This window comes from Sphingobium chlorophenolicum (assembly GCF_000722875.1).
Lineage (GTDB): Bacteria > Pseudomonadota > Alphaproteobacteria > Sphingomonadales > Sphingomonadaceae > Sphingobium > Sphingobium chlorophenolicum.
Genome location: NZ_JFHR01000031.1, coordinates 1 through 17,794 on the forward strand (window position 1 = coordinate 1; position 17,794 = coordinate 17,794).

The window sequence follows — 17,794 nt, forward strand, 5'->3', positions numbered from 1 at the left end:
GGTGACGGCGGACGTGCCGGAGGCGGCGGAGGGGGTGGCGGTGCCGCTTCCGGCACGTCCGCCGTCACCAGCGCTTCCTCGCGCGGGGCGAGCGCGGCCCCTTCCTGGAACCAGCTATGCTTGCAGGCGGCGCAGCGAACCTGGCGGCCGTTCGGGCCGACGGCGCTGTCCGGCACGATATAGCGCGTGGCGCAGTTGGGACACACCAGGATCATGACGCTTCATAGCCATGAGTTGGATTCCAGGGCAAGCGGCTTCGACATATCGCGACTCGCGGGAAGAGCGCGGGCTTTACGTCCGCCCGTCCACTGTGCCATGGCTAGGCCATCGGGGAAGCAGGGAGCGCGCAGGCGCTGAAATTGACGCATGTCGGCCATCGTCCAGTTCGAAAATGTCGGCCTGCGCTATGGTCTGGATAGCGAAACGCTGTCCGACGTCAGCTTTTCGCTCGCCAGCGGCGGTTTCTATTTCCTGACCGGCGCGTCGGGCGCGGGCAAGACTTCGCTGCTGAAGCTGCTCTACCTCGCCCAGCGACCCAGCCGGGGCGTCATCCGCCTGTTCGGGGAGGATGTGGTGACGCTCCCCCGCAAGCGGTTGCCCGGATTCCGCCGCCGCATCGGCGTGGTGTTCCAGGATTTCCGGCTGGTCCCGCATCTGTCGGTCTATGACAATATCGCCCTGCCGCTGCGGGTCGCGGGCATGGAGGAAGCGGAGATCGACGCGCCGGTTAGCGAGATGCTGAACTGGGTGGGGCTGGGCGACCGGGGGCAGGCGCGCCCCGCCACCCTGTCAGGCGGGGAACAGCAACGCGTCGCCATCGCCCGCGCCGTCATCGGCCGCCCGGAAATATTGGTGGCGGACGAACCGACTGGCAACGTCGACGCCGACATGGCCCGCCGCCTTCTCACCCTGTTCGAGGCGCTCAATCGCCTGGGGACGACCATCGTCGTCGCCACCCACGACCTGCCGCTGATGGCGCAGATATCCAGCGCGCAGATGATGAAGCTGGACAAGGGCCGCCTGTCGGACCCCACCGGGTCGCTGCGTTACCCGCCCAGGCCGCAGGTGGCGGGCTGATGGCCGGTTCGGATCGCCGCGCCGCCGCCGCAGCGCGCCATCGCCTGCTGCCGGAGGGGCGGGTGGCCGGGCCGATGCCGTGGATCATCGCGATCATGATGTTCCTGACGGTCCTTTCCGCCGCCGCCGGCCTGGGCCTGGGCGCGGCGGTGCAGGCGATGGACGCGGACCTGGCCGGGCGGGCCACCGTGCAGATCGTCGAGGCCAATGCCGAACAACGCGACCGGCTGAGCGCCAGCGTGGCGGCGGCTTTGCGCAAGGTCGCCCATGTCCGTGCCGTCCATCCGGTCGCGGCGTCGGCGCTGGCCGATCAGATCCGCCCCTGGCTGGGGCAGGACGCGGCGAGCGGCGACCTGCCGATCCCGGCGCTGATCGACATCGAACTGACCCCCGGCCAGACCGATGCGAAGGTCGAGCGTCTTCGCCGTCAACTCGGCGCGGTATCGCCCAAGATCCGGATCGAGCCCCATGCCGCCTTCCTGGCGCCGCTTGCGGGGCTGCTCTCCGCGCTCGGCTGGCTGGCGGCGGGGATCGTGCTGCTGATGACGCTGGCCACGGGCGCGGTGGTGGTGCTGGCCGCCCGCGCCGCCCATGACAGCCATCGCGGCACCATCGACGTGCTGCACCTGATGGGCGCGACCGACGTGCAGATCGCCCGGCTGTTCCAGCGCCGCATCGGGCTGGACGCGCTGTTCGGCGGGGCGCTGGGCTTTACCGTCGCGCTGCTGGTGATCCTGCTGCTGGGCGCGCGGCTGCTGGCGACCGGGTCGGAATTGTTGAGCGCCATCCATCTGCCGTGGGAAAGCTGGGCGATCCTGGCCGCGCTGCCCGTCGGCGGCGTGCTGCTGGCGACGCTGGCGGCGCGCTGGACCGTGCTGCGGTCGTTGGGACGGCTGCTATGATCGTTCGCTTCGTCGCCGTCGCCCTGCTGGGGTGGATGCTGGGCTTCGCCTGGTTCGCGATGTTCCTGCCGCAGCCGCTGGACGGGCGCCAGACCGATGCCATCGTCGTTCTGACCGGCGGGGCGGGGCGCATCGACCGGGGCCTATCCCTGTTGCAGGACGGGGCCGCCAAGCGGATGCTGATTTCCGGCGTCGACCGTTCCGTCCGTCCAGCCGAACTGGCCGCGCAATATGATGCGCCCGAACGGCTCTTCGCCTGCTGCATCACGCTGGGCCGCGAAGCCATCGACACCCGGTCCAACGCCATAGAGACGGCGCACTGGCTGGAACGGCGCGACTTCAAGACGGTGCGGCTGATCACCACCGACTGGCATATGCGCCGGTCCGCGCTGGAGTTGCGGCAGGCCTTGCCGGGCCGTGTCACGCTGGTCTACGACGCGGTGCCCAGCCGCCCCAGCCTGATGATGCTGGTGCGGGAATATAATAAATATCTGCTGCGCCGGGCCGCGGCGCTGATCGGTATCTGACGGTTTCCCGCGATGTTCACCGCCCTGCGATCCCTGGCCTTCATGCTGGCCTTCTATGTCGGTTCGGCGCTTTACGTGCTGGCGGCGATGGCGAGCAATCTGGTCGCGCCCCAATCGATCCCCGCCGTCGCCACCGGGTGGAGCCGCTTCCACCGCGCCTGCGCCCGATGGCTGCTGGGGCAGAAGGTCCGCGTGGAGGGCATGCTGCCCAAAGGCCCCTATCTCTACATCCTCAAGCATGAATCGATGTTCGAGACCATCGATCTGCTTTGCCTGCTGGATCGTCCTGCCATCGCCGCCAAGCGTGAGTTATTCGACATTCCCTTCTGGGGCGGCATCGCCCGCCGCTACGGCCTGATCCCGATTGAGCGCGAAGCCGGGGCCAGCGCATTGCGGGCCTTGCGCACCGCCGCCAAGGCCACCACCGCGCAGGGTCGCGCCGTCTGCCTTTTTCCAGAGGGCACTCGCGTCCCTCATGGGGAAAGCCCGCCCTTGCGGGCAGGTTTTGCGGGGCTTTATGCGCTGCTCAAGCTGCCGGTGGTGCCGATTGCCATCGACAGCGGCCGGGTTTCGCCGCGGGGCAAGTTCATGAAGCGCAGCGGCACGATCACTTACAAGGTGGGTGAGATCGTTCCGCCCGGCCTCGACCGGAACGAGGCGGAGGCCCGCGTCCATGCGGCGATCAATGCGTTGAACCTTGCCTATCCCCGTTCGCCCTGGGCTTGTTGAAGGGGCTTCATTTTTCTTCAGAAGTGAAGGGCTTCGACAGGCTCAGCCCGAACGGAGTTGGGGAATTTAATGACTTCGCCCGAAATCGGGCTTGGGATCGTCCTGTCCCTGTTCGATGATCGAACGCCGGATCGCCCGCGTGCGGGTGAACAGGTTGAACAGCGCATCGCCGTCATTCCAGCGGATCGCCCGCTGCAAGGCAGACAGATCCTCGGAAAAGCGCTGGAGCATCTCCAGCACCGCGTCCTTGTTCGCGAGGAACACGTCGCGCCACATGGTCGGGTCGGACGCCGCGATGCGGGTGAAGTCGCGGAAGCCGCCGGCGGAATATTTGATGACTTCCGACTGGGTCACATCCTCCAGATCGCTGGCCGTGCCGACGATGGTATAGGCGATGAGGTGCGGCAGATGGCTCGTCACCGCCAGCACCAGATCGTGATGCGCGGGGTCCATCGTCTCGACATCCGCGCCCACGCGCCGCCATAATTCGGCGACGCGCTCCACCGCCGCCGGATCGGCGTCGGCAGGCGGCGTGACGATGCACCAGCGGCCTTGGAACAGCGAGGCGAAGCCCGCCTCCGGCCCGCTATTCTCCGTGCCCGCGACGGGATGCGCCGGAATGATCTTGCGCCCCGGCAGCGCCGCGCTCAACTGCGCCAGCACGTCGGCCTTGCAGGAACCCACGTCGCTGACGATCGCTTCGGGCGGGAGGTCTTCGGCAATTTCCGCCGCCGCCGCGCCCATGGCGCGCACCGGCACGCACAGCACGACCAGATCGGCGTCCGTCACCGAAGCGCCCGCCGTATCGGTCACGTCGTCGGTCAGGTCGATGGCCCGCGCAACCTCTCGCACGCTCGCATCGGCGTCATAACCCGTCACGCGCACGGTCGGCATGGCTTCGCGGATCGCCCGCGCCAGCGACGACCCGATCAACCCCAGACCGATGATCGTGATCCGCGAAAATGGCAGCATCAGGCCGCTTCCGCCATGGCGCGCAGCTTGGCCGCGACCTTGCGCACCTGATCCTCGGTGCCGATGGTGATGCGCAGGCCGTTGGGCAGGCCCTGACCCGGCAGCCAGCGGGTGGCGAAGCCTTCGTCCCACAGGCCCTTCATCGCCGCCTCGGCCGTCAGCTTGCCGTCGAACAGGATGAGCAGGAAATTGGCCTTGCTCGGCACAGCGCGCAGACCGTGGTTGGCCAGCAAAGCCACTTCCCCCGCCAGCCATTCGCGCCATTCGCGATTATGCGACCGGCTCGCCTCGACCCAAGCGGTGTCCTTGATGGCGGCGACCGCCGCGACCTGCCCGGCCGTCGTCACGTTGAACGGCGCACGGATGCGATGCAGCACGTCGATCACATCGGCGCTGGCATAGCCCCAACCGATCCGCTCCGCCGCCAGCCCGTAAATCTTCGAGAAGGTCCGGGTCACGAACACGTTGGATGCCGTCCGCGCCAGTTCCAGCCCGCCATCATCCTCGTCCGCGTCCAGATATTCGGCATAGGCCTGATCCAGCACGAACAATATGTCGGGCCGCAGCCCCGCATGCAGCCGTGCAATCTCTTCTCGCGACGTCATGGTGCCGGTCGGGTTGTTGGGATTGGCGAGGAAGACGACTTTGGTCTTTTCCGTCACCGCCGCGAGCAACGCGTCCACGTCGGTCGCATAATCGGCGTCCGGCGCGACGACCGGCGTTGCGCCCACGCGCCGCGCCGCGATGTCGTACACGGAAAAGCCGTAGCGGACGTAGAGAATCTCGTCCCCCGGCCCGGCATAGGCGCTGGCGGCGATATGCAGCAGCTCGTCCGATCCGGTGCCGTAGATCAAGCGAGCGGGATCAAGCCCATGCGCCGCCCCGATCGCTTCACGCAGCTTTGCCGCGCCCGGATCGGGATAGGTGGCCAGGTCCGCCGTCGCCGCCACCAGAGCGGCCCGCGCCGCTTCGCCGGTGCCCAGCGGATTTTCATTGGCGGACAGCTTCACCAGCGGCCGCCCGTCATCGGCGGCCGACTTGCCCGGCACATAGGGCGAAATAGCGAGAATCCAGTCTTTGGGAGCAGGCTTGGTCATGCGCCGCGCTTTAACGTCATCGGAGCGAAACGCAAAGACCTGTCCTCATGCCACGGGCGTGAGCAACGGCCTCCCCGACACCCAGGCGTCCAGATTGGCCAGCACCAGATCGGCCATCGCCTTGCGCGTCTCCACGGTCGCGCTGCCCTGATGCGGTTGCAGCACCACATGATCCATGGCGAACAGGGCTTCGGGCACATGCGGCTCGTTCGCGAAGACATCCAGCCCCGCCCCGGCGATCCGCTTTTCCGCCAGCGCCGCCACCAGCGCATCCTCATCAATCACGCTGCCCCGGCGGATGTTGACGATCATTCCCTCCGGTCCCAGAGCGTCCAGCATCGCCGCGTCGACCAGCCCCTTCGCTTCCGGCCCGCCGGAGGTGGCGACAATGATCACATCACTGGCCCGCGCAAAGTCCAGCGGGTCGGCCACATAGCGATAGGCCGTGTCCGCCACCGGCCGTCGGCTATGGTAGAGTATCTCCCCCGCCACCGGTTCCAGCCGCCGGGCTATGGCGCGGCCGATCCGGCCCAGGCCCAATATGCCGATCCGCTTTCCCGTCACGCGCCCGCACAATGCGAGTTTCACCCCTCGCGCCCAATCCCCGGCGCGCACCATCCGGTCGTTGGCCGCGATGTGGCGCACCGTCGCATAGAGCAGGCCCACCGCCAGGTCGGCCACATCGTCGGTCAGCACGTCGGGCGTATTGGTGACGCGGATGCCCTTCGCCCGCGCATGGTCGACATCGACCTTGTCATAGCCGACCGAAAACAGCCCGATCATCTCCAGCTTCGGCAGCGCATCCATGATCGCGGCGGAGGCGCCCACCGACCCGAAGGACACCAGCGCCCGCGCCTCTCGCACTTCGGGCGGAAGCGCGTCGGGATCGGCATCCGCCGCCACGGCATGCACGACGAAGCTCCGCGCCAGCGCCTCGTCCAGATAGGGATAGAGCGGCCCGAAGGCGACGATGGGGATGGCGACGGGATCGGTCATGGCCCGGCTGTAGGTCATGGGGCGGCCGATTGACAGAGTCCGGCGCCGACCTTAGCCCGGAACTCTATGGCCAGCGCATCCCTTTCCGATGACATCCGTTTCGGCCTGCGCCGACAGGCTCGCCTTGCCGGTCCGCTGCAACTCGACAGCGGCGCGGCGCTGGGACCGGTCGACATCGCCTATGAAACCTATGGGCAAATGAATGCGGACCGGTCCAACGTCATCCTGATCTGCCATGCGCTCACCGGCGACCAATATGTCGCGTCGGAACATCCCGTCACCGGCAAGCCAGGCTGGTGGTGGCGTCTGGTGGGTGAAGGGAAGCCGGTCGATCCCGCCCGCCATTTCATCGTCTGCGCGAATGTGATCGGCAGTTGCATGGGCTCCAGCGGCCCCGCAAGCATCGATCCGGCGACAGGCGAGCCGCATGCGATGCGCTTTCCGGTCATCACCATCGCCGACATGGTCCGCGCCCAGGCGATGCTGCTCGACCATCTGGGCGTCGAGCGGCTGCATGCCGTGATCGGCGGCTCCATGGGCGGGATGCAGGCACTGAGCTGGCCGACCCTCTATCCCGACCGCGTGGAAAGCTGCATCGTCATCGCCTCGACCGCGCGCCACAGCGCCCAGAACATCGCCTTCCACGAAGTCGGGCGGCAGGCAATCATGGCCGATCCCAACTGGCGCGGCGGCGATTATTATGCCGACGGCGCGATCCCCAGCGCGGGGCTGGCGGTGGCGCGCATGGCGGCGCACATCACCTATCTTTCCGAAGCGGGGCTGACCGAGAAATTCGGGCGGCGATTGCAGGGGCGCGATGCAAAGACCTTCGGCTTCGACGCCGATTTTCAGGTGGAATCCTATCTGCGCCATCAGGGGCTGAGCTTCGTCGAGCGGTTCGACGCCAACTCCTATCTCTACATCACCCGCGCCATGGACTATTATGACATTGCCGAGGATCATGGCGGCAGCCTCGCCAAAGCCTTCACGGCATCAAGGGCGCGTTTCTGCCTCGTCAGTTTCGACACCGACTGGCTCTATCCCACGGCGGAATCCCGCCTGATCGTGCATGCCCTTAACGCGGGGGGCGCGCAGGCGAGCTTCGTCGAATTGTCCAGCCCGTTCGGCCATGACGCCTTCCTGCTGGAATGCCCGGAGCTGAACCGCGTGGTCGACGGCTTCCTGAAGGGCGGACGCGCATGAGCCTGCGCCCCGACCTCGCCCTGATCGCCCGGACCGTTACGCCAGGAGCGAGGGTTCTGGACGTCGGCTGCGGCGACGGAGCGCTGATGGCGGCGCTGCGCGATGCGAAACAGGTCGATGCCAGGGGGTTGGAGATCGACGCCCAAAATGTCGCCGCCGCCGTAGCGCGGGGCCTTTCGGTGGTGCAGGGGGACGCCGACACCGACCTTGCCTATTATCCCGAAGCCAGTTTCGATTATGCGATATTGAGCCAGACGCTCCAGACCACCCGCCGCCCGGACCGGGTGGTGGAGGAATTGCTGCGCATCGGCAGGCAGGCCTTCGTTTCCTTCCCCAATTTCGCCCATTGGCGCGGGCGGTTGTCGCTGTTCTGGGGCGGAAGGATGCCGGTGACACGGCTGCTGCCCGACACATGGTATGACACGCTGAACATCCACCATGTCACGGTCGACGATTTCCGCGCATTGGTAAGGGAACGCGGCTGGACCATAGACGGGCAATGGTTCTTGAAGGGCGACCGCGAAACCACCCATGCGAACGCCAATCTGTTCGCGGAACATGCGGTGTTCTTGCTGCGGCGGTGAGAAGGGTGGACCCATCCCATTCCTCCCCATCGGGAAATGGGGAGGGGGACCGGCCGAAGGCTGGTGGAGGGGAATGGGGCACGACCTGCGTATTTCCCCTCCACCATCGGCTGCGCCGACGTCGAAGAGAGTCACGTGCCTCTCTTCGACCCTCCCCACGCTGCGCGTAGGGAGGAATTATAACGTCGCTTATGCCCAATTGCGGCAATATCCCGCTCAACGCTCCTTGGTCGCGCTGAACTTGACCTTGGGGTGGCGCTCCTGCTGGTAGCCGATGTCCCAGGCACTCTTTGCCATGAAGACGAGGTTGCCGTCGCGATCCTTGGCCATGTTCGCGCCGTTGAATGACACCAGATCCTTGATCGCGGCGTCATCCCCCGAAATCCAGCGCGCCGTGTCGAAGGGGGAAGCCTCCAGCCCCGCCGCGACCTTATATTCCGCCTCCAGACGGGAGATCAGCACGTCCAACTGCAACTGCCCAACGACGCCGACGATCCAGTTGGACCCGATCTCCGGATAGAAAACCTGGATCACGCCCTCTTCGGACAGATCATCCAGCGCCTTGCGAAGCTGCTTGGTCTTGGTCGGGTCTTTCAGCGCCACGCGCCGCAAGATTTCCGGCGCAAAGTTGGGCAGTCCGGTGAAGCGCACCCCCGCCTTCTCGCTCAGCGTATCCCCGACCCGCAAAGTGCCATGGTTGGGAATGCCGATGATGTCGCCCGGAAAGGCCTCATCCGCGATTTCGCGATCCTGCGCGAAGAAGAGAATGGGGGAATGCACCGCGATCGGCTTGCCGCTGCCCGAAGGGGTCAGCTTCATGCCCCGCCTGAACTTGCCCGAACAGAGCCGCATAAAGGCGATCCGGTCGCGATGCTGCGGGTCCATATTGGCCTGCACCTTGAAGATGAAGCCGGTCACTTCGCTGTTTTCCGGCTCGACCGGCGCGGGTTCGGCTGGCTGGGCGCGGGGCGGCGGCGCATGGGCGGCGAGCGCGTCGATCAATTCGGTCACGCCGAACAGTTTCAGCGCCGACCCGAAATAGACCGGCGTCAGGTCGCCGTGGCGATAAGCGGCGAGGTCGAAATCGGCATAGCCGCCGACCGCCAGTTCCGCCTCCTCGCGCAGCCGCGCCAGCCCCTGCTGCGACAGCGACCCCGCCAGGGCATCGTCGTCGATCCCGGAGAAAAACGCCTCTTTCCCCTCAAATTCCTTGCTCGCGCCCGATGGCTGCCGCAGCCGGTTGCGGGCGAAATCGTAAATCCCCTCAAACTCGCCGCCCATGCCGACCGGCCAGCTCATCGGGCACACGTCCAGCGCCAGCGCGTCCGCCACTTCGTCCAGCAGGGCGAAGGCATCCCGCCCCTCCCGATCCACCTTGTTGATGAAGGTGATGATGGGGACATTGCGCAACCGGCAAACCTCGAACAGCTTGCGCGTCTGCGGCTCTATGCCCTTGGCCGCGTCGATCACCATCACCGCCGAATCCACCGCCGTCAGCGTGCGATAGGTATCCTCGGAAAAATCCTCGTGCCCCGGCGTGTCGAGCAGGTTGAAGGTAATCCCATCCCGCTCGAACGTCATGACCGAGCTGGTCACGGAAATGCCGCGCTGCTGCTCGATCTTCATCCAGTCGGACCGGGCGCGCCGGTTCGCTCCGCGCGCCTTCACCTCTCCGGCCAGATGGATCGCGCCGCCCTCCAGCAGCAGCTTTTCGGTCAGCGTGGTCTTGCCCGCGTCCGGGTGCGAGATGATGGCGAAGGTACGACGGGAAGGAATGGTCATTAAACTTCATTCTATCTAGAAATTCGTCATCCCCGCGCAGGCGGGGATCCATCTCCTGCGCTGACGACAAGCGGCTAGGCCGGGAGATGGATTCCCGCCTACGCGGGAATGACGGAAAAAAATAGAGGTATCAGCCCTCCACCACCGTCACGTCCATGCGGAACCGCCGTTCCTCGCCCGGCGCCAGTCGCATGATCCCCTGCTTGCCCCACACATCGCCGGTAAAGCCGACCGGATCGGCCATCCCCGCCCAAGGCTCGACGCAGAGATAATGCGCCCCCGGCTTCTGCCACAGCCCCAGCCAGGGCGTGTCGGGAAAGTCGATCTTCAATCCCCTTCCGCCCGGCACGCCCCAGAAGAGGCTGCGGCTTTCCAGTCGGTCCCAGATCAGCGCGTCGCCTTCGAACATCGCATGGGTCGGCGCCAGCATATTTCCTTCGACAGGCGATGCCGCGCTTTCCAAAGCGATCAGCCCCGGCTCGACGCCTACCTTGCGGATCGGGGCGGGTTCGGCCTTTTCGAACAGCACCCGATGCGCCTCCACCGCGCCGCCAAAGGGCAGCGGCCAGGCGAAGGCCGGATGGTAGCCGAAGGAAAAGGGCATGTCGGACGCCCCCAAATTGCCGACGGTCGCCGTCATCCGCAATGTGGCGCCCTCGATCGCGAAGCGCATGTCCAGCCGGAAGTCGAAGGGATAGGCAGTCCGCGTATCCGCATCCGCCTCCAGCCGGAAGGTCACGGCTTCGGCGCTGCGCTCCACCGCCGCGAAATTCCTCTGCCGGGCAAAGCCATGCTGCGGCATCGGATATTCCCGCCCTTCGAAGCGATAGACGTCGCCCCGCGACCGCCCAACGAAGGGGAAGAGCAAGGGTGCATGCCCCGTCCACCAGCGCGGGTTGGCGTCGGTCATCAACTCGCGACCCTGCCCATCCTTGAGCGACCATAATTCCGCGCCCAGGGGATTGATGCGGGCGCTGAGGCCATCCATGCCGATGCCGATAAATTCGTCCGCCATGCGTCCACCATCTCCTTTGCCTCGCACCGGCATAGCCGTGAAGCGGGCCGGGAACCACGCCCTATGTCAAAGGGTTGGATGTCCGGGAGAAAAATGGATGAAATGGATCTTCTTGGCTGCACCAATGCTTTTTTCGACTGCCGCCCTTGGGCAGGAACAGGAGAAGAAAGACGACACGCTCAAAAAGGCCGGCGATATCGCCACACAACCGGCGCGGGATGTGGGCATCGACAAGGACAAGATTCCCGAAGTGCTGCAAAATGCAGTCGAAGACCCCTATAAACGCCCCGTCTCACGCACCTGCAAGAGCCTCCAGGGGTCGCTGGACGAGTTGAACGCCGTACTGGGCGCGGACTTCACCGTCGGGCAGAAGGCCAATGAGAACCGCACCGGCAAGATCGCCGAGGCGGTGGGCAAGACCATCGTCAATTCGATCATCCCCTTTCGCGGGCTGGTGCGAGAGATCAGCGGCGCCGCCCCCGCCGAACGCCGACTGGAAGCGGCGGTCACCGCAGGCATAGCCCGGCGCGGCTATCTGCGCGGCATCGCGGCGGAAAGGGGCTGCAAGATCATAAGTCCGCCTCCGACCGCGCAGGAAAAGGCCGAGGACGCCAAAAAATAAGCAGCGACAGCGCAAAGGCGGCTTCGGCCAGCAACGCCACTATATCCGCCTGAATCACCGTGGCGTCCGCCATGTCCGGCGCGATCAGCGCGGCCGACCGCACCGCCATCTGGCTGAAGCCGCCCAGCGCCAGTCCGACCCCGACCGCCTTGGGCAACCGTCCCGACCGGAAAGCGAGCAACCCGATCAGCGACAAATAAAGGCCGATGAAGATGCGGCCCATCCCCTGCCCCGCCTGACCCAGCGCCAAGGAGAGTTGCACCAGCGAATGCACCTCCGCCGTGCCGATCCCCGGATGCGGCGCACCGTCGAGCAGGATCGGTGGCGCCATGGTCATGAGGCCGCTGGCCGCCAGCGTGGCGATGCCGGTCAGCGACATCACCGCCGCCATCCGCGCCAAAGTGCGGCCCGTGGGCACGAACAGCGCATAGAGCAAAGCCGTCGCCACGATCATGCCGCACAGCATCGCCACATCGGCACCTTCCCCGGCACGGTAGAGCCAGGGATAATCAGCGATATTGCGTGCCGTCTCACGCCCGTTGCCGGGCACGACCAGCGCCGCCCGCACCACCGCGTCGCCAAAGATGCGCGCCGCCATCGCGCCCAGGATGAAGAGTCCGGCGAGCCGCGCTTTCCCTTCCACCCCGGCGAACAGCTTCATCCGCGCATCCCCATCACCCTCTGAGCGTGCCGCCAAGCTTCTCGGCCGCCTTCACCACCGCCGCGCTGATCGCGTCCAGCTCCTCCTGCGAGAAGCTTTTTTCGCCCGGTTGCAGGGTGATTTCGATGGCCAGGCTCTTCTTGCCCTCTTCCACGCCCGGCCCGACGAAGACGTCAAACAGCCGCGCATCGACAATGGCCTTCTTGTCCGCGCCCTTGACCGTCCGGACCAGCGCATCGGCGTCCACCGCCTGATCGATGACGAAGGCGAAGTCGCGCTTCACCGCTTGCAGGGCGGGCGGCGCATAGGGCGCGCGCATGAAGCCGCTGGCCCGCTTGACCGGGATGGCGTCGAGGAAAATCTCACCTGCGACCACCGTGCCAGTCAGGCCGAACTGCTTGGCGAGGCTGGGATGCAGCACGCCGAACTCGGCCAACACCACCTTCGGCCCCAGCCGCAGCGTGCCCGACTGGCCCGGATGATAGGCGGTCGATGCGTCCCCATAGCTTTGCAAATTGCCGACCGGCGCGCCCGCGGCGGCCAACAGGGCGATCACCTCGCCCTTCGCGTCGAAGGCGGAGAAGGGCTGCGCCTTGCCAGTCTGCCAGCCACGGGCAACCTTCTCGCCCGCCAGCACGAAACCGACGGTCGCCCGTTCCTTATGGGCGAAATAGCGCCGCCCCAGTTCGAACAGACGGACCGCGGTCGCGCCGCGATCCATGTTCCGCCGCGTGGCTGACAACAGGCCGGGCAGCAGGGAAGGCCGCATGACCTTCAAATCCTCCGAAATCGGATTGGCCAGGGTCCAGTCGCCGCCGCCGACGGACGCCGCCTCCTTCTCCGAAAGAAAGGACCAGTTGATCGCTTCGGCCAGACCACGCGCCGCCGCCGTGCGCCGTACGCGCCGCTCGATCAACTGCTCCGCCGTGGCGGTGGGCCTGGCGACGCCGGGAGCGCGGGGCAAGGGGGTGGAGGGCACCTGATCCAGCCCGACGATGCGCACCACTTCCTCGACAATGTCGGGCCAGCCGTCGACGTCGCGCCGCCAGCTCGGCACGCTGACGGTCCAGTTCGCGGGCGTCGTGACCGGCACGCCGTCCTGATATTCGAAGGTGGCGTCATTGCCCTGAACCACAAAGCCAAGGCTTTCGAGAATCCGCTTCTGCTCGCTTTCCGCGACATCCACGCCCGCCAGCCCCAGACATTGCGCCGGATCATAGGTCACGGTCTTGACCGCGACGGGCGGCGCGCCCGCATAGGTCGCTTCGCTGGCCGTACCGCCACACAATTCCGTCACCAGATAGGTGGCGATCGACAGCCCGTCGTCCAGGAAAGCGGGGTCCACGCCGCGCTCGAACCGACCACGCGCATCGCTGGTCAGCGCCAGCTTCTGCCCGGTCACGGCAATCCGCTCCGGCGTGAAATAGGCGCACTCGATCAGCACGTCGGTCGTACCGTCCTGCGCGCCCGAATGCTCGCCGCCCATGATGCCGCCAATGTCGTGCACCGCCTCATCGTCGGCGATCACGGTCATCGTCTCGTCGACGGTATAGGTCTTGCCGTTGAGCGCCAGCACCTGCTCGCCGGGACGCCCCTTGCGCGCCACCAGCGGCCCCTTGAGCGTCGCCATGTCATAGACATGCAGCGGCCGTCCCAGGTCGATCATGATATAATTGGTGATGTCGACGAGGGTGCTGATCGGCTTCTGCCCGATGGCCTTCAGCCGCTTCGCCATCCATTCTGGGGACGCGCCGTTCTTCACCCCCTTCACGGTCCGGGCGAAGAAGGCCGGGCAGCCATCGACGTCGTCCGTCCGCACGTCCGGCCCCGCTCCGACGCCCTCGACGGTCGGCACGACGATGGCGTTCAGCGTGCCGAGACCCGCCGCCGCCAGATCGCGGGCAATGCCGCGCACGCCCATGCAGTCCTGCCGGTTGGGCGTGATCGATACGTCGATGACCGGATCGTCCAGCCCGGCCCAGGCCGCATAGACCTGCCCCACCGGGGCGTCCGGGCTGAGCTCGATGATCCCCTCATGATCCTCGCCCAGTTCCAGTTCGCGGAAGGAGCACATCATGCCGTTGGATTCGACGCCGCGAATGGCGGTCTTTTTCAGCACCATGCCGTTGACGGGGACCACCGCGCCCTCGGTCCCGAACACGCCGACCAACCCGGCCCGCGCATTGGGCGCGCCGCACACGACCTGCAAAGCGCCCTCGCCCGCATCCACGGTCAGCACTTGCAGCTTGTCCGCCTGCGGATGGGGATCGGCCGTCAACACCTTGGCGATGCGGAAAGCTCCCAGCTTCTCCGCCGGATTTTCCACGCCCTCGACCTCCAGGCCGATGTTCGTCAGCCCCTTGAGGATCGTCGGCAGATCGGCATCGGTCTTCAGATGCGTCTTGAGCCAGTTCAGCGTGAACTTCATGCGCCGACTCCTCCGCTGAGCGTGGGTACATCCAGCGCCGAGAAGCCATAATGTTTCAGCCAGCGCAGATCGCCGTCGAAGAAAGCGCGCAAGTCGTTCATCCCATATTTCAGCATGGCGAGCCGGTCGACGCCGGTGCCGAAGGCGAAGCCCTGCCACTCGTCCGGATCAAGACCGCAGGACTCGATCACGCGGCGGTTGACCATGCCGCTGCCCAACACTTCCAGCCAGCCGCCACCCGGCGCATCGCCGTCGCCGCCGATCACCCGCTGGCCATTGGTCAGGGTGTAGCCGACATCGACTTCCACCGAAGGTTCGGTGAACGGGAAATAGCTGGGGCGCAGGCGCAGCACTATGTCTTCGCGCTCGAAAAAGGCCTTGAGGAAGGTCTCCAGCGTCCATTTTAGGTGGCCCAGGGTGATGCCCTTGTCGATCACCAGCCCCTCGATCTGGTGGAACATCGGCGTGTGAGTCGCGTCGGAGTCGGAGCGATAGACCCGCCCCGGCGCGATGATGCGGATCGGCGGTTCCTGATTCATCATCGTGCGGATCTGGACCGGTGAGGTGTGGGTGCGGAGCAGCATCTTCTTCCCGTCCGCGCCGTCGGGGAAGTAGAAAGTGTCGTGCATCGCCCGCGCCGGATGCGTCTCCGGTATGTTGAGCGCGGTGAAATTATGCCAGTCGTCCTCGATCTCCGGCCCGGTGGCGACGGAGAAGCCGAGGTCCGCGAAAATTTCCGCCAGTTCGTCCATCACCTGGGACACAGGATGCACAGATCCCTGCGCGCCGATGTCGGCGGGCAAAGTCATGTCGATCTTCTCGGCCGCCAGCTTCGCGTCCAGCGCCGCCTGCTCCAGCGCGGCCTTCCTGTCGGCCAGCGCCGCCGTCACGCTCTCACGCAAATCCTGGATCGGCGGGCCTTTTTCCAGCCGCTCCTCCGGGCTCATGGGACCAAGGGTCTTGAGCAGGCCCGTCACCACGCCATTCTTGCCCATGGCCCCGACACGCAGCCCCTCCAGCGCGTCCAACGTATCGGCGGCGGCGATGTCGGCGATCAGGCCGGCTTTCAGATTGGCAATCTCACTCATCTACTGTCCCACTAACTCGTCATTCCCGCGAAGGCGGGAACCCATCTCCTGACCTTTCGATCAGTCGCAACGCAGCGAGGGTAAAGGCTCAAAGCCGAAACCCCGTGCCAGATCGTCCCAATCAGGATTTCCGGCTTCGATCAGTTCGATCTTCCACTGCCTGTTCCACTTCTTGATCCGCTTTTCACGCTGAATTGCGCTTTCCATCACGTCGTGCGGTTCGAACCAGACCAGGCGTCTGACGCCGTAGTCGCTGGTGAAGCCCTCGATCAAGCCGTTTCGATGCTCATATAGTCGCTTTGCAAGGTCAGAGGTGACGCCGGTGTAGAGCGTCCCATTTCTGCGACTGGCCAATATATAGACCGTTGGGCTGATTTCGCGTTTCATGCATCTGTCGAGAGATGGGTTCCCGCTTTCGCGGGAATGACGGCTAAGAGACAACAAAAAGGGCGCCGAAGGCATCTGCCCCGGCGCCCATTTGGACGATCTTGCGACCGGTCCGGTTCAGGCCGCGGGCAACGCAGCCTTCGCCTGGGCGATGATGGCGCTGAACGCTTCGCCTTCGTGCATCGCAATGTCGGCCAGAACCTTCCGGTCCAGTTCGACCCCGGCCAGCTTCAGGCCGTGCATGAACTGCGAATAGGTCAGGCCTTCGGCGCGGACGCCGGCGTTGATGCGCTGGATCCACAGACCACGGAAGGTCCGCTTCTTGACCTTGCGGTCGCGATAAGCGTACTGGCCGGCCTTTTCGACGGCCTGGCGGGCAACGCGGATCGTGTTCTTGCGACGGCCATAATAGCCCTTCGCCTGATCCAAAATCCTCTTATGCTTCGCCTTGGTGGTCGTACCACGTTTTACGCGTGCCATGTGCCTCTACTCCTTACTTCAGGCCGTAGGGCGCCCAAAGGCGCACGTGAGCCACGTCTGCGTCGGACAGGACCGACGTTCCGCGGTTCTGGCGGATATACTTTGCGTTGTGGCTGATCAGGCGGTGACGCTTGCCAGCGACGCCGTGCTTGACCTTGCCGGAAGCGGTGAACTTGAAGCGCTTCTTCACACCGCTCTTGGTCTTGAGCTTGGGCATTTTCGTCTCCTTTTGCAGCGCGACGATTACGGACAGCCACGGCAGCCCTAGTTAGCCGGGCGGTCCTTCCGAATATCGCGAAGGGCGGCCCATAGTCGGCCCAGTGCGGAAAGGCAAGCGATTCCGGCGCCAAATCCGCGCCCGGCGCGAAGTTCAGCCGGAACGCTTCCCAAATGCAATAATAAGCGCGCTAATGACCTTCATGTCCTTCGGCCAGCGCCTCCAGCACGTCGTCCAGCCGCGCCGGATCGCCCAGCGCGATCACCCGGCCGTCGCTGTCATGGGTCAGCGGGTCTCCCGCCCAGTCGCACATGCGCCCGCCCGCGCCCTCGACCACCGGCACCAGCGCCGCCAGATCGTGCAGCTTCAGCCCCGCTTCGATCACGATGTCGACATGGCCGGACGCGACCAGCCCATAATTATAGCAATCGCCGCCCCACACCGTGTCCCGGCACTGGCCCGCCAGCCGGGAGAAATGCTCCCCGGTGCAGCCCGGAAAAAGCTGCGGCGCGGTGGAGGCCAATATCGCCTGGTCCAGATCGCGGCAGGCGCGCGTCGTCACCGGCTTGCCGTTGAAGGTGGTCGGCTGGCCCATCATCCCGGCCCAGCGTTCCCCGGCGATCGGCTGGTCGATGATCCCGACGGTCGGCCAGCCCGCCTGCGTCAGCGCCACCAAGGTGCCGAAGATCGGCCGCCCGGCGATGAAGCTGCGCGTTCCGTCAATGGGGTCCAAAATCCATACCCGCTCCGCATCCTCGCGGGTCGCGCCATATTCCTCGCCGATGATGCCGTCCTGCGGCCTTTCCTTCTCCAATATCGCGCGGATCGCCGCTTCCGCCGCCTTGTCGGCTTCGGTCACGGGGGACAGGTCGGATTTATACTCCATGTCGTAGCGCGCACGGAAAAAGGGGCGGATCGCCGCCCCGGCGGCATCGGCAAGGCGGTTGGCAAGGGCCAGGTCATCGCGGGTCGTCATGTCCTTCCGCCTAGCGCCAATGGGGTTGAAAGGCTAGGCTGAGCATCCCCG

At 65.7% G+C, this 17,794-nt stretch carries 20 protein-coding genes; 7 read left to right on the plus strand and 13 right to left on the minus strand.

What is annotated here, in order from left to right; genetic code table 11:
• Positions 1-215: MJ0042-type zinc finger domain-containing protein (locus BV95_RS24305; protein ID WP_037452751.1), on the minus strand; the 215-nt coding region annotated here is incomplete at its 3' end.
• Between the two features lie 151 nt (positions 216-366).
• On the opposite strand from BV95_RS24305, the gene ftsE reads away from it, so the two are divergent.
• Genes ftsE through BV95_RS13495 form a run of 4 tightly spaced genes read left to right on the plus strand, consistent with a single transcriptional unit; the run spans position 367 to position 3,235 of the window.
• On the plus strand, positions 367-1,077 hold the full coding sequence (ftsE, locus tag BV95_RS13480) for a cell division ATP-binding protein FtsE (RefSeq protein ID WP_013848258.1): 711 nt from the start codon (positions 367-369) through the stop codon (positions 1,075-1,077).
• Positions 1,077-1,979, plus strand: coding sequence for a cell division protein FtsX (locus tag BV95_RS13485; RefSeq protein WP_037452753.1), 903 nt, complete (start codon positions 1,077-1,079; stop codon positions 1,977-1,979). Before ftsE ends, BV95_RS13485 begins: the two co-directional genes overlap by 1 nt.
• The gene (locus tag BV95_RS13490) at positions 1,976-2,506 is read left to right on the plus strand and encodes a YdcF family protein (RefSeq protein WP_037452757.1); all 531 of its coding nucleotides are present in this window, start codon (positions 1,976-1,978) and stop codon (positions 2,504-2,506) included. Before BV95_RS13485 ends, BV95_RS13490 begins: the two co-directional genes overlap by 4 nt.
• A 12-nt stretch (positions 2,507-2,518) precedes the next feature.
• The gene (locus BV95_RS13495; RefSeq protein ID WP_037452761.1) at positions 2,519-3,235 is read left to right on the plus strand and encodes a lysophospholipid acyltransferase family protein; all 717 of its coding nucleotides are present in this window, start codon (positions 2,519-2,521) and stop codon (positions 3,233-3,235) included.
• A gap of 66 nt (positions 3,236-3,301) precedes the next feature.
• On the opposite strand, the gene BV95_RS13500 is transcribed toward BV95_RS13495, so the two are convergent.
• The 3 genes from BV95_RS13500 to BV95_RS13510 are packed head-to-tail and all read right to left on the minus strand — an operon-like array spanning position 3,302 to position 6,318.
• Positions 3,302-4,207 (minus strand): prephenate/arogenate dehydrogenase family protein, encoded by a 906-nt coding sequence (locus BV95_RS13500; protein WP_037452764.1) that lies wholly within the window; start codon positions 4,205-4,207, stop codon positions 3,302-3,304.
• On the minus strand, positions 4,207-5,304 hold the full coding sequence (hisC, locus tag BV95_RS13505) for a histidinol-phosphate transaminase (RefSeq protein WP_037452767.1): 1,098 nt from the start codon (positions 5,302-5,304) through the stop codon (positions 4,207-4,209). The genes BV95_RS13500 and hisC overlap by 1 nt, the downstream gene beginning before the upstream one ends.
• Before the next feature lie 45 nt (positions 5,305-5,349).
• Positions 5,350-6,318: a 2-hydroxyacid dehydrogenase gene (locus tag BV95_RS13510; RefSeq protein ID WP_234703191.1), complete on the minus strand. Its 969-nt coding sequence runs from the start codon at positions 6,316-6,318 to the stop codon at positions 5,350-5,352.
• Positions 6,319-6,366: 48 nt separating this feature from the next.
• On the opposite strand from BV95_RS13510, the gene metX reads away from it, so the two are divergent.
• Positions 6,367-7,503, plus strand: a complete 1,137-nt coding sequence (metX, locus tag BV95_RS13515; protein ID WP_037452769.1) for a homoserine O-acetyltransferase MetX — start codon at positions 6,367-6,369, stop codon at positions 7,501-7,503.
• Entirely contained in the window at positions 7,500-8,087 is a 588-nt protein-coding gene (metW, locus tag BV95_RS13520; protein ID WP_013848250.1) for a methionine biosynthesis protein MetW, read from the plus strand. Before metX ends, metW begins: the two co-directional genes overlap by 4 nt.
• Before the next feature lie 216 nt (positions 8,088-8,303).
• Here the strand turns inward: metW and BV95_RS13525 are convergent, their stop codons facing one another.
• A complete protein-coding gene (locus tag BV95_RS13525; protein WP_037452772.1) occupies positions 8,304-9,869 on the minus strand; it encodes a peptide chain release factor 3 in 1,566 nt (521 codons plus the stop codon).
• 130 nt (positions 9,870-9,999) lie between these two features.
• Positions 10,000-10,884, minus strand: a complete 885-nt coding sequence (locus tag BV95_RS13530; protein ID WP_037452775.1) for an aldose 1-epimerase family protein — start codon at positions 10,882-10,884, stop codon at positions 10,000-10,002.
• A 97-nt stretch (positions 10,885-10,981) separates the two neighbouring features.
• Here BV95_RS13530 and BV95_RS13535 point away from each other — a divergent pair, with 97 nt between their 5' ends.
• Positions 10,982-11,506 carry a hypothetical protein gene (locus tag BV95_RS13535; protein ID WP_037452777.1) on the plus strand — a complete coding sequence of 175 codons (525 nt, stop codon included), beginning with the start codon at positions 10,982-10,984 and terminating at the stop codon, positions 11,504-11,506.
• Here BV95_RS13535 and BV95_RS13540 read toward each other — a convergent pair.
• From BV95_RS13540 to hisN, 7 genes are all read right to left on the minus strand, one after another.
• Positions 11,454-12,203, minus strand: a complete 750-nt coding sequence (locus BV95_RS13540) for a DUF4386 domain-containing protein (protein ID WP_234703192.1) — start codon at positions 12,201-12,203, stop codon at positions 11,454-11,456. The genes BV95_RS13535 and BV95_RS13540 overlap by 53 nt on opposite strands.
• Positions 12,181-14,595: a phenylalanine--tRNA ligase subunit beta gene (pheT, locus tag BV95_RS13545; protein WP_037452781.1), complete on the minus strand. Its 2,415-nt coding sequence runs from the start codon at positions 14,593-14,595 to the stop codon at positions 12,181-12,183. The genes BV95_RS13540 and pheT overlap by 23 nt, the downstream gene beginning before the upstream one ends.
• A complete protein-coding gene (gene pheS, locus BV95_RS13550; protein WP_037452784.1) occupies positions 14,592-15,683 on the minus strand; it encodes a phenylalanine--tRNA ligase subunit alpha in 1,092 nt (363 codons plus the stop codon). The genes pheT and pheS overlap by 4 nt, the downstream gene beginning before the upstream one ends.
• A gap of 60 nt (positions 15,684-15,743) precedes the next feature.
• Positions 15,744-16,070: a GIY-YIG nuclease family protein gene (locus tag BV95_RS13555; RefSeq protein ID WP_037452786.1), complete on the minus strand. Its 327-nt coding sequence runs from the start codon at positions 16,068-16,070 to the stop codon at positions 15,744-15,746.
• Between the two features lie 117 nt (positions 16,071-16,187).
• Complete coding sequence (rplT, locus tag BV95_RS13560) at positions 16,188-16,550, minus strand: 50S ribosomal protein L20 (RefSeq protein ID WP_013848242.1); 363 nt, start codon at positions 16,548-16,550, stop codon at positions 16,188-16,190.
• 13 nt (positions 16,551-16,563) lie between these two features.
• Entirely contained in the window at positions 16,564-16,767 is a 204-nt protein-coding gene (gene rpmI / locus BV95_RS13565) for a 50S ribosomal protein L35 (protein WP_004208916.1), read from the minus strand.
• A 190-nt stretch (positions 16,768-16,957) separates the two neighbouring features.
• Positions 16,958-17,743, minus strand: a complete 786-nt coding sequence (gene hisN / locus BV95_RS13570; RefSeq protein ID WP_037452790.1) for a histidinol-phosphatase — start codon at positions 17,741-17,743, stop codon at positions 16,958-16,960.
• Between the last annotated feature and the right edge of the window lie 51 nt (positions 17,744-17,794).

Bases quoted from the DNA above. Each gene is read 5' to 3' on its own strand.
- ftsE (WP_013848258.1), top strand. From the start codon at position 367: ATGTCGGCCATCGTCCAGTTCGAAAATGTCGGCCTGCGCTATGGTCTG.
- BV95_RS13485 (WP_037452753.1), top strand. From the start codon at position 1,077: ATGGCCGGTTCGGATCGCCGCGCCGCCGCCGCAGCGCGCCATCGCCTG.
- BV95_RS13490 (WP_037452757.1), top strand. From the start codon at position 1,976: ATGATCGTTCGCTTCGTCGCCGTCGCCCTGCTGGGGTGGATGCTGGGC.
- BV95_RS13495 (WP_037452761.1), top strand. From the start codon at position 2,519: ATGTTCACCGCCCTGCGATCCCTGGCCTTCATGCTGGCCTTCTATGTC.
- BV95_RS13500 (WP_037452764.1), bottom strand. From the start codon at position 4,207: ATGCTGCCATTTTCGCGGATCACGATCATCGGTCTGGGGTTGATCGGG.
- hisC (WP_037452767.1), bottom strand. From the start codon at position 5,304: ATGACCAAGCCTGCTCCCAAAGACTGGATTCTCGCTATTTCGCCCTAT.
- BV95_RS13510 (WP_234703191.1), bottom strand. From the start codon at position 6,318: ATGACCTACAGCCGGGCCATGACCGATCCCGTCGCCATCCCCATCGTC.
- metX (WP_037452769.1), top strand. From the start codon at position 6,367: ATGGCCAGCGCATCCCTTTCCGATGACATCCGTTTCGGCCTGCGCCGA.
- metW (WP_013848250.1), top strand. From the start codon at position 7,500: ATGAGCCTGCGCCCCGACCTCGCCCTGATCGCCCGGACCGTTACGCCA.
- BV95_RS13525 (WP_037452772.1), bottom strand. From the start codon at position 9,869: ATGACCATTCCTTCCCGTCGTACCTTCGCCATCATCTCGCACCCGGAC.
- BV95_RS13530 (WP_037452775.1), bottom strand. From the start codon at position 10,884: ATGGCGGACGAATTTATCGGCATCGGCATGGATGGCCTCAGCGCCCGC.
- BV95_RS13535 (WP_037452777.1), top strand. From the start codon at position 10,982: ATGAAATGGATCTTCTTGGCTGCACCAATGCTTTTTTCGACTGCCGCC.
- pheT (WP_037452781.1), bottom strand. From the start codon at position 14,595: ATGAAGTTCACGCTGAACTGGCTCAAGACGCATCTGAAGACCGATGCC.
- pheS (WP_037452784.1), bottom strand. From the start codon at position 15,683: ATGAGTGAGATTGCCAATCTGAAAGCCGGCCTGATCGCCGACATCGCC.
- BV95_RS13555 (WP_037452786.1), bottom strand. From the start codon at position 16,070: ATGAAACGCGAAATCAGCCCAACGGTCTATATATTGGCCAGTCGCAGA.
- rplT (WP_013848242.1), bottom strand. From the start codon at position 16,550: ATGGCACGCGTAAAACGTGGTACGACCACCAAGGCGAAGCATAAGAGG.
- rpmI (WP_004208916.1), bottom strand. From the start codon at position 16,767: ATGCCCAAGCTCAAGACCAAGAGCGGTGTGAAGAAGCGCTTCAAGTTC.
- hisN (WP_037452790.1), bottom strand. From the start codon at position 17,743: ATGACGACCCGCGATGACCTGGCCCTTGCCAACCGCCTTGCCGATGCC.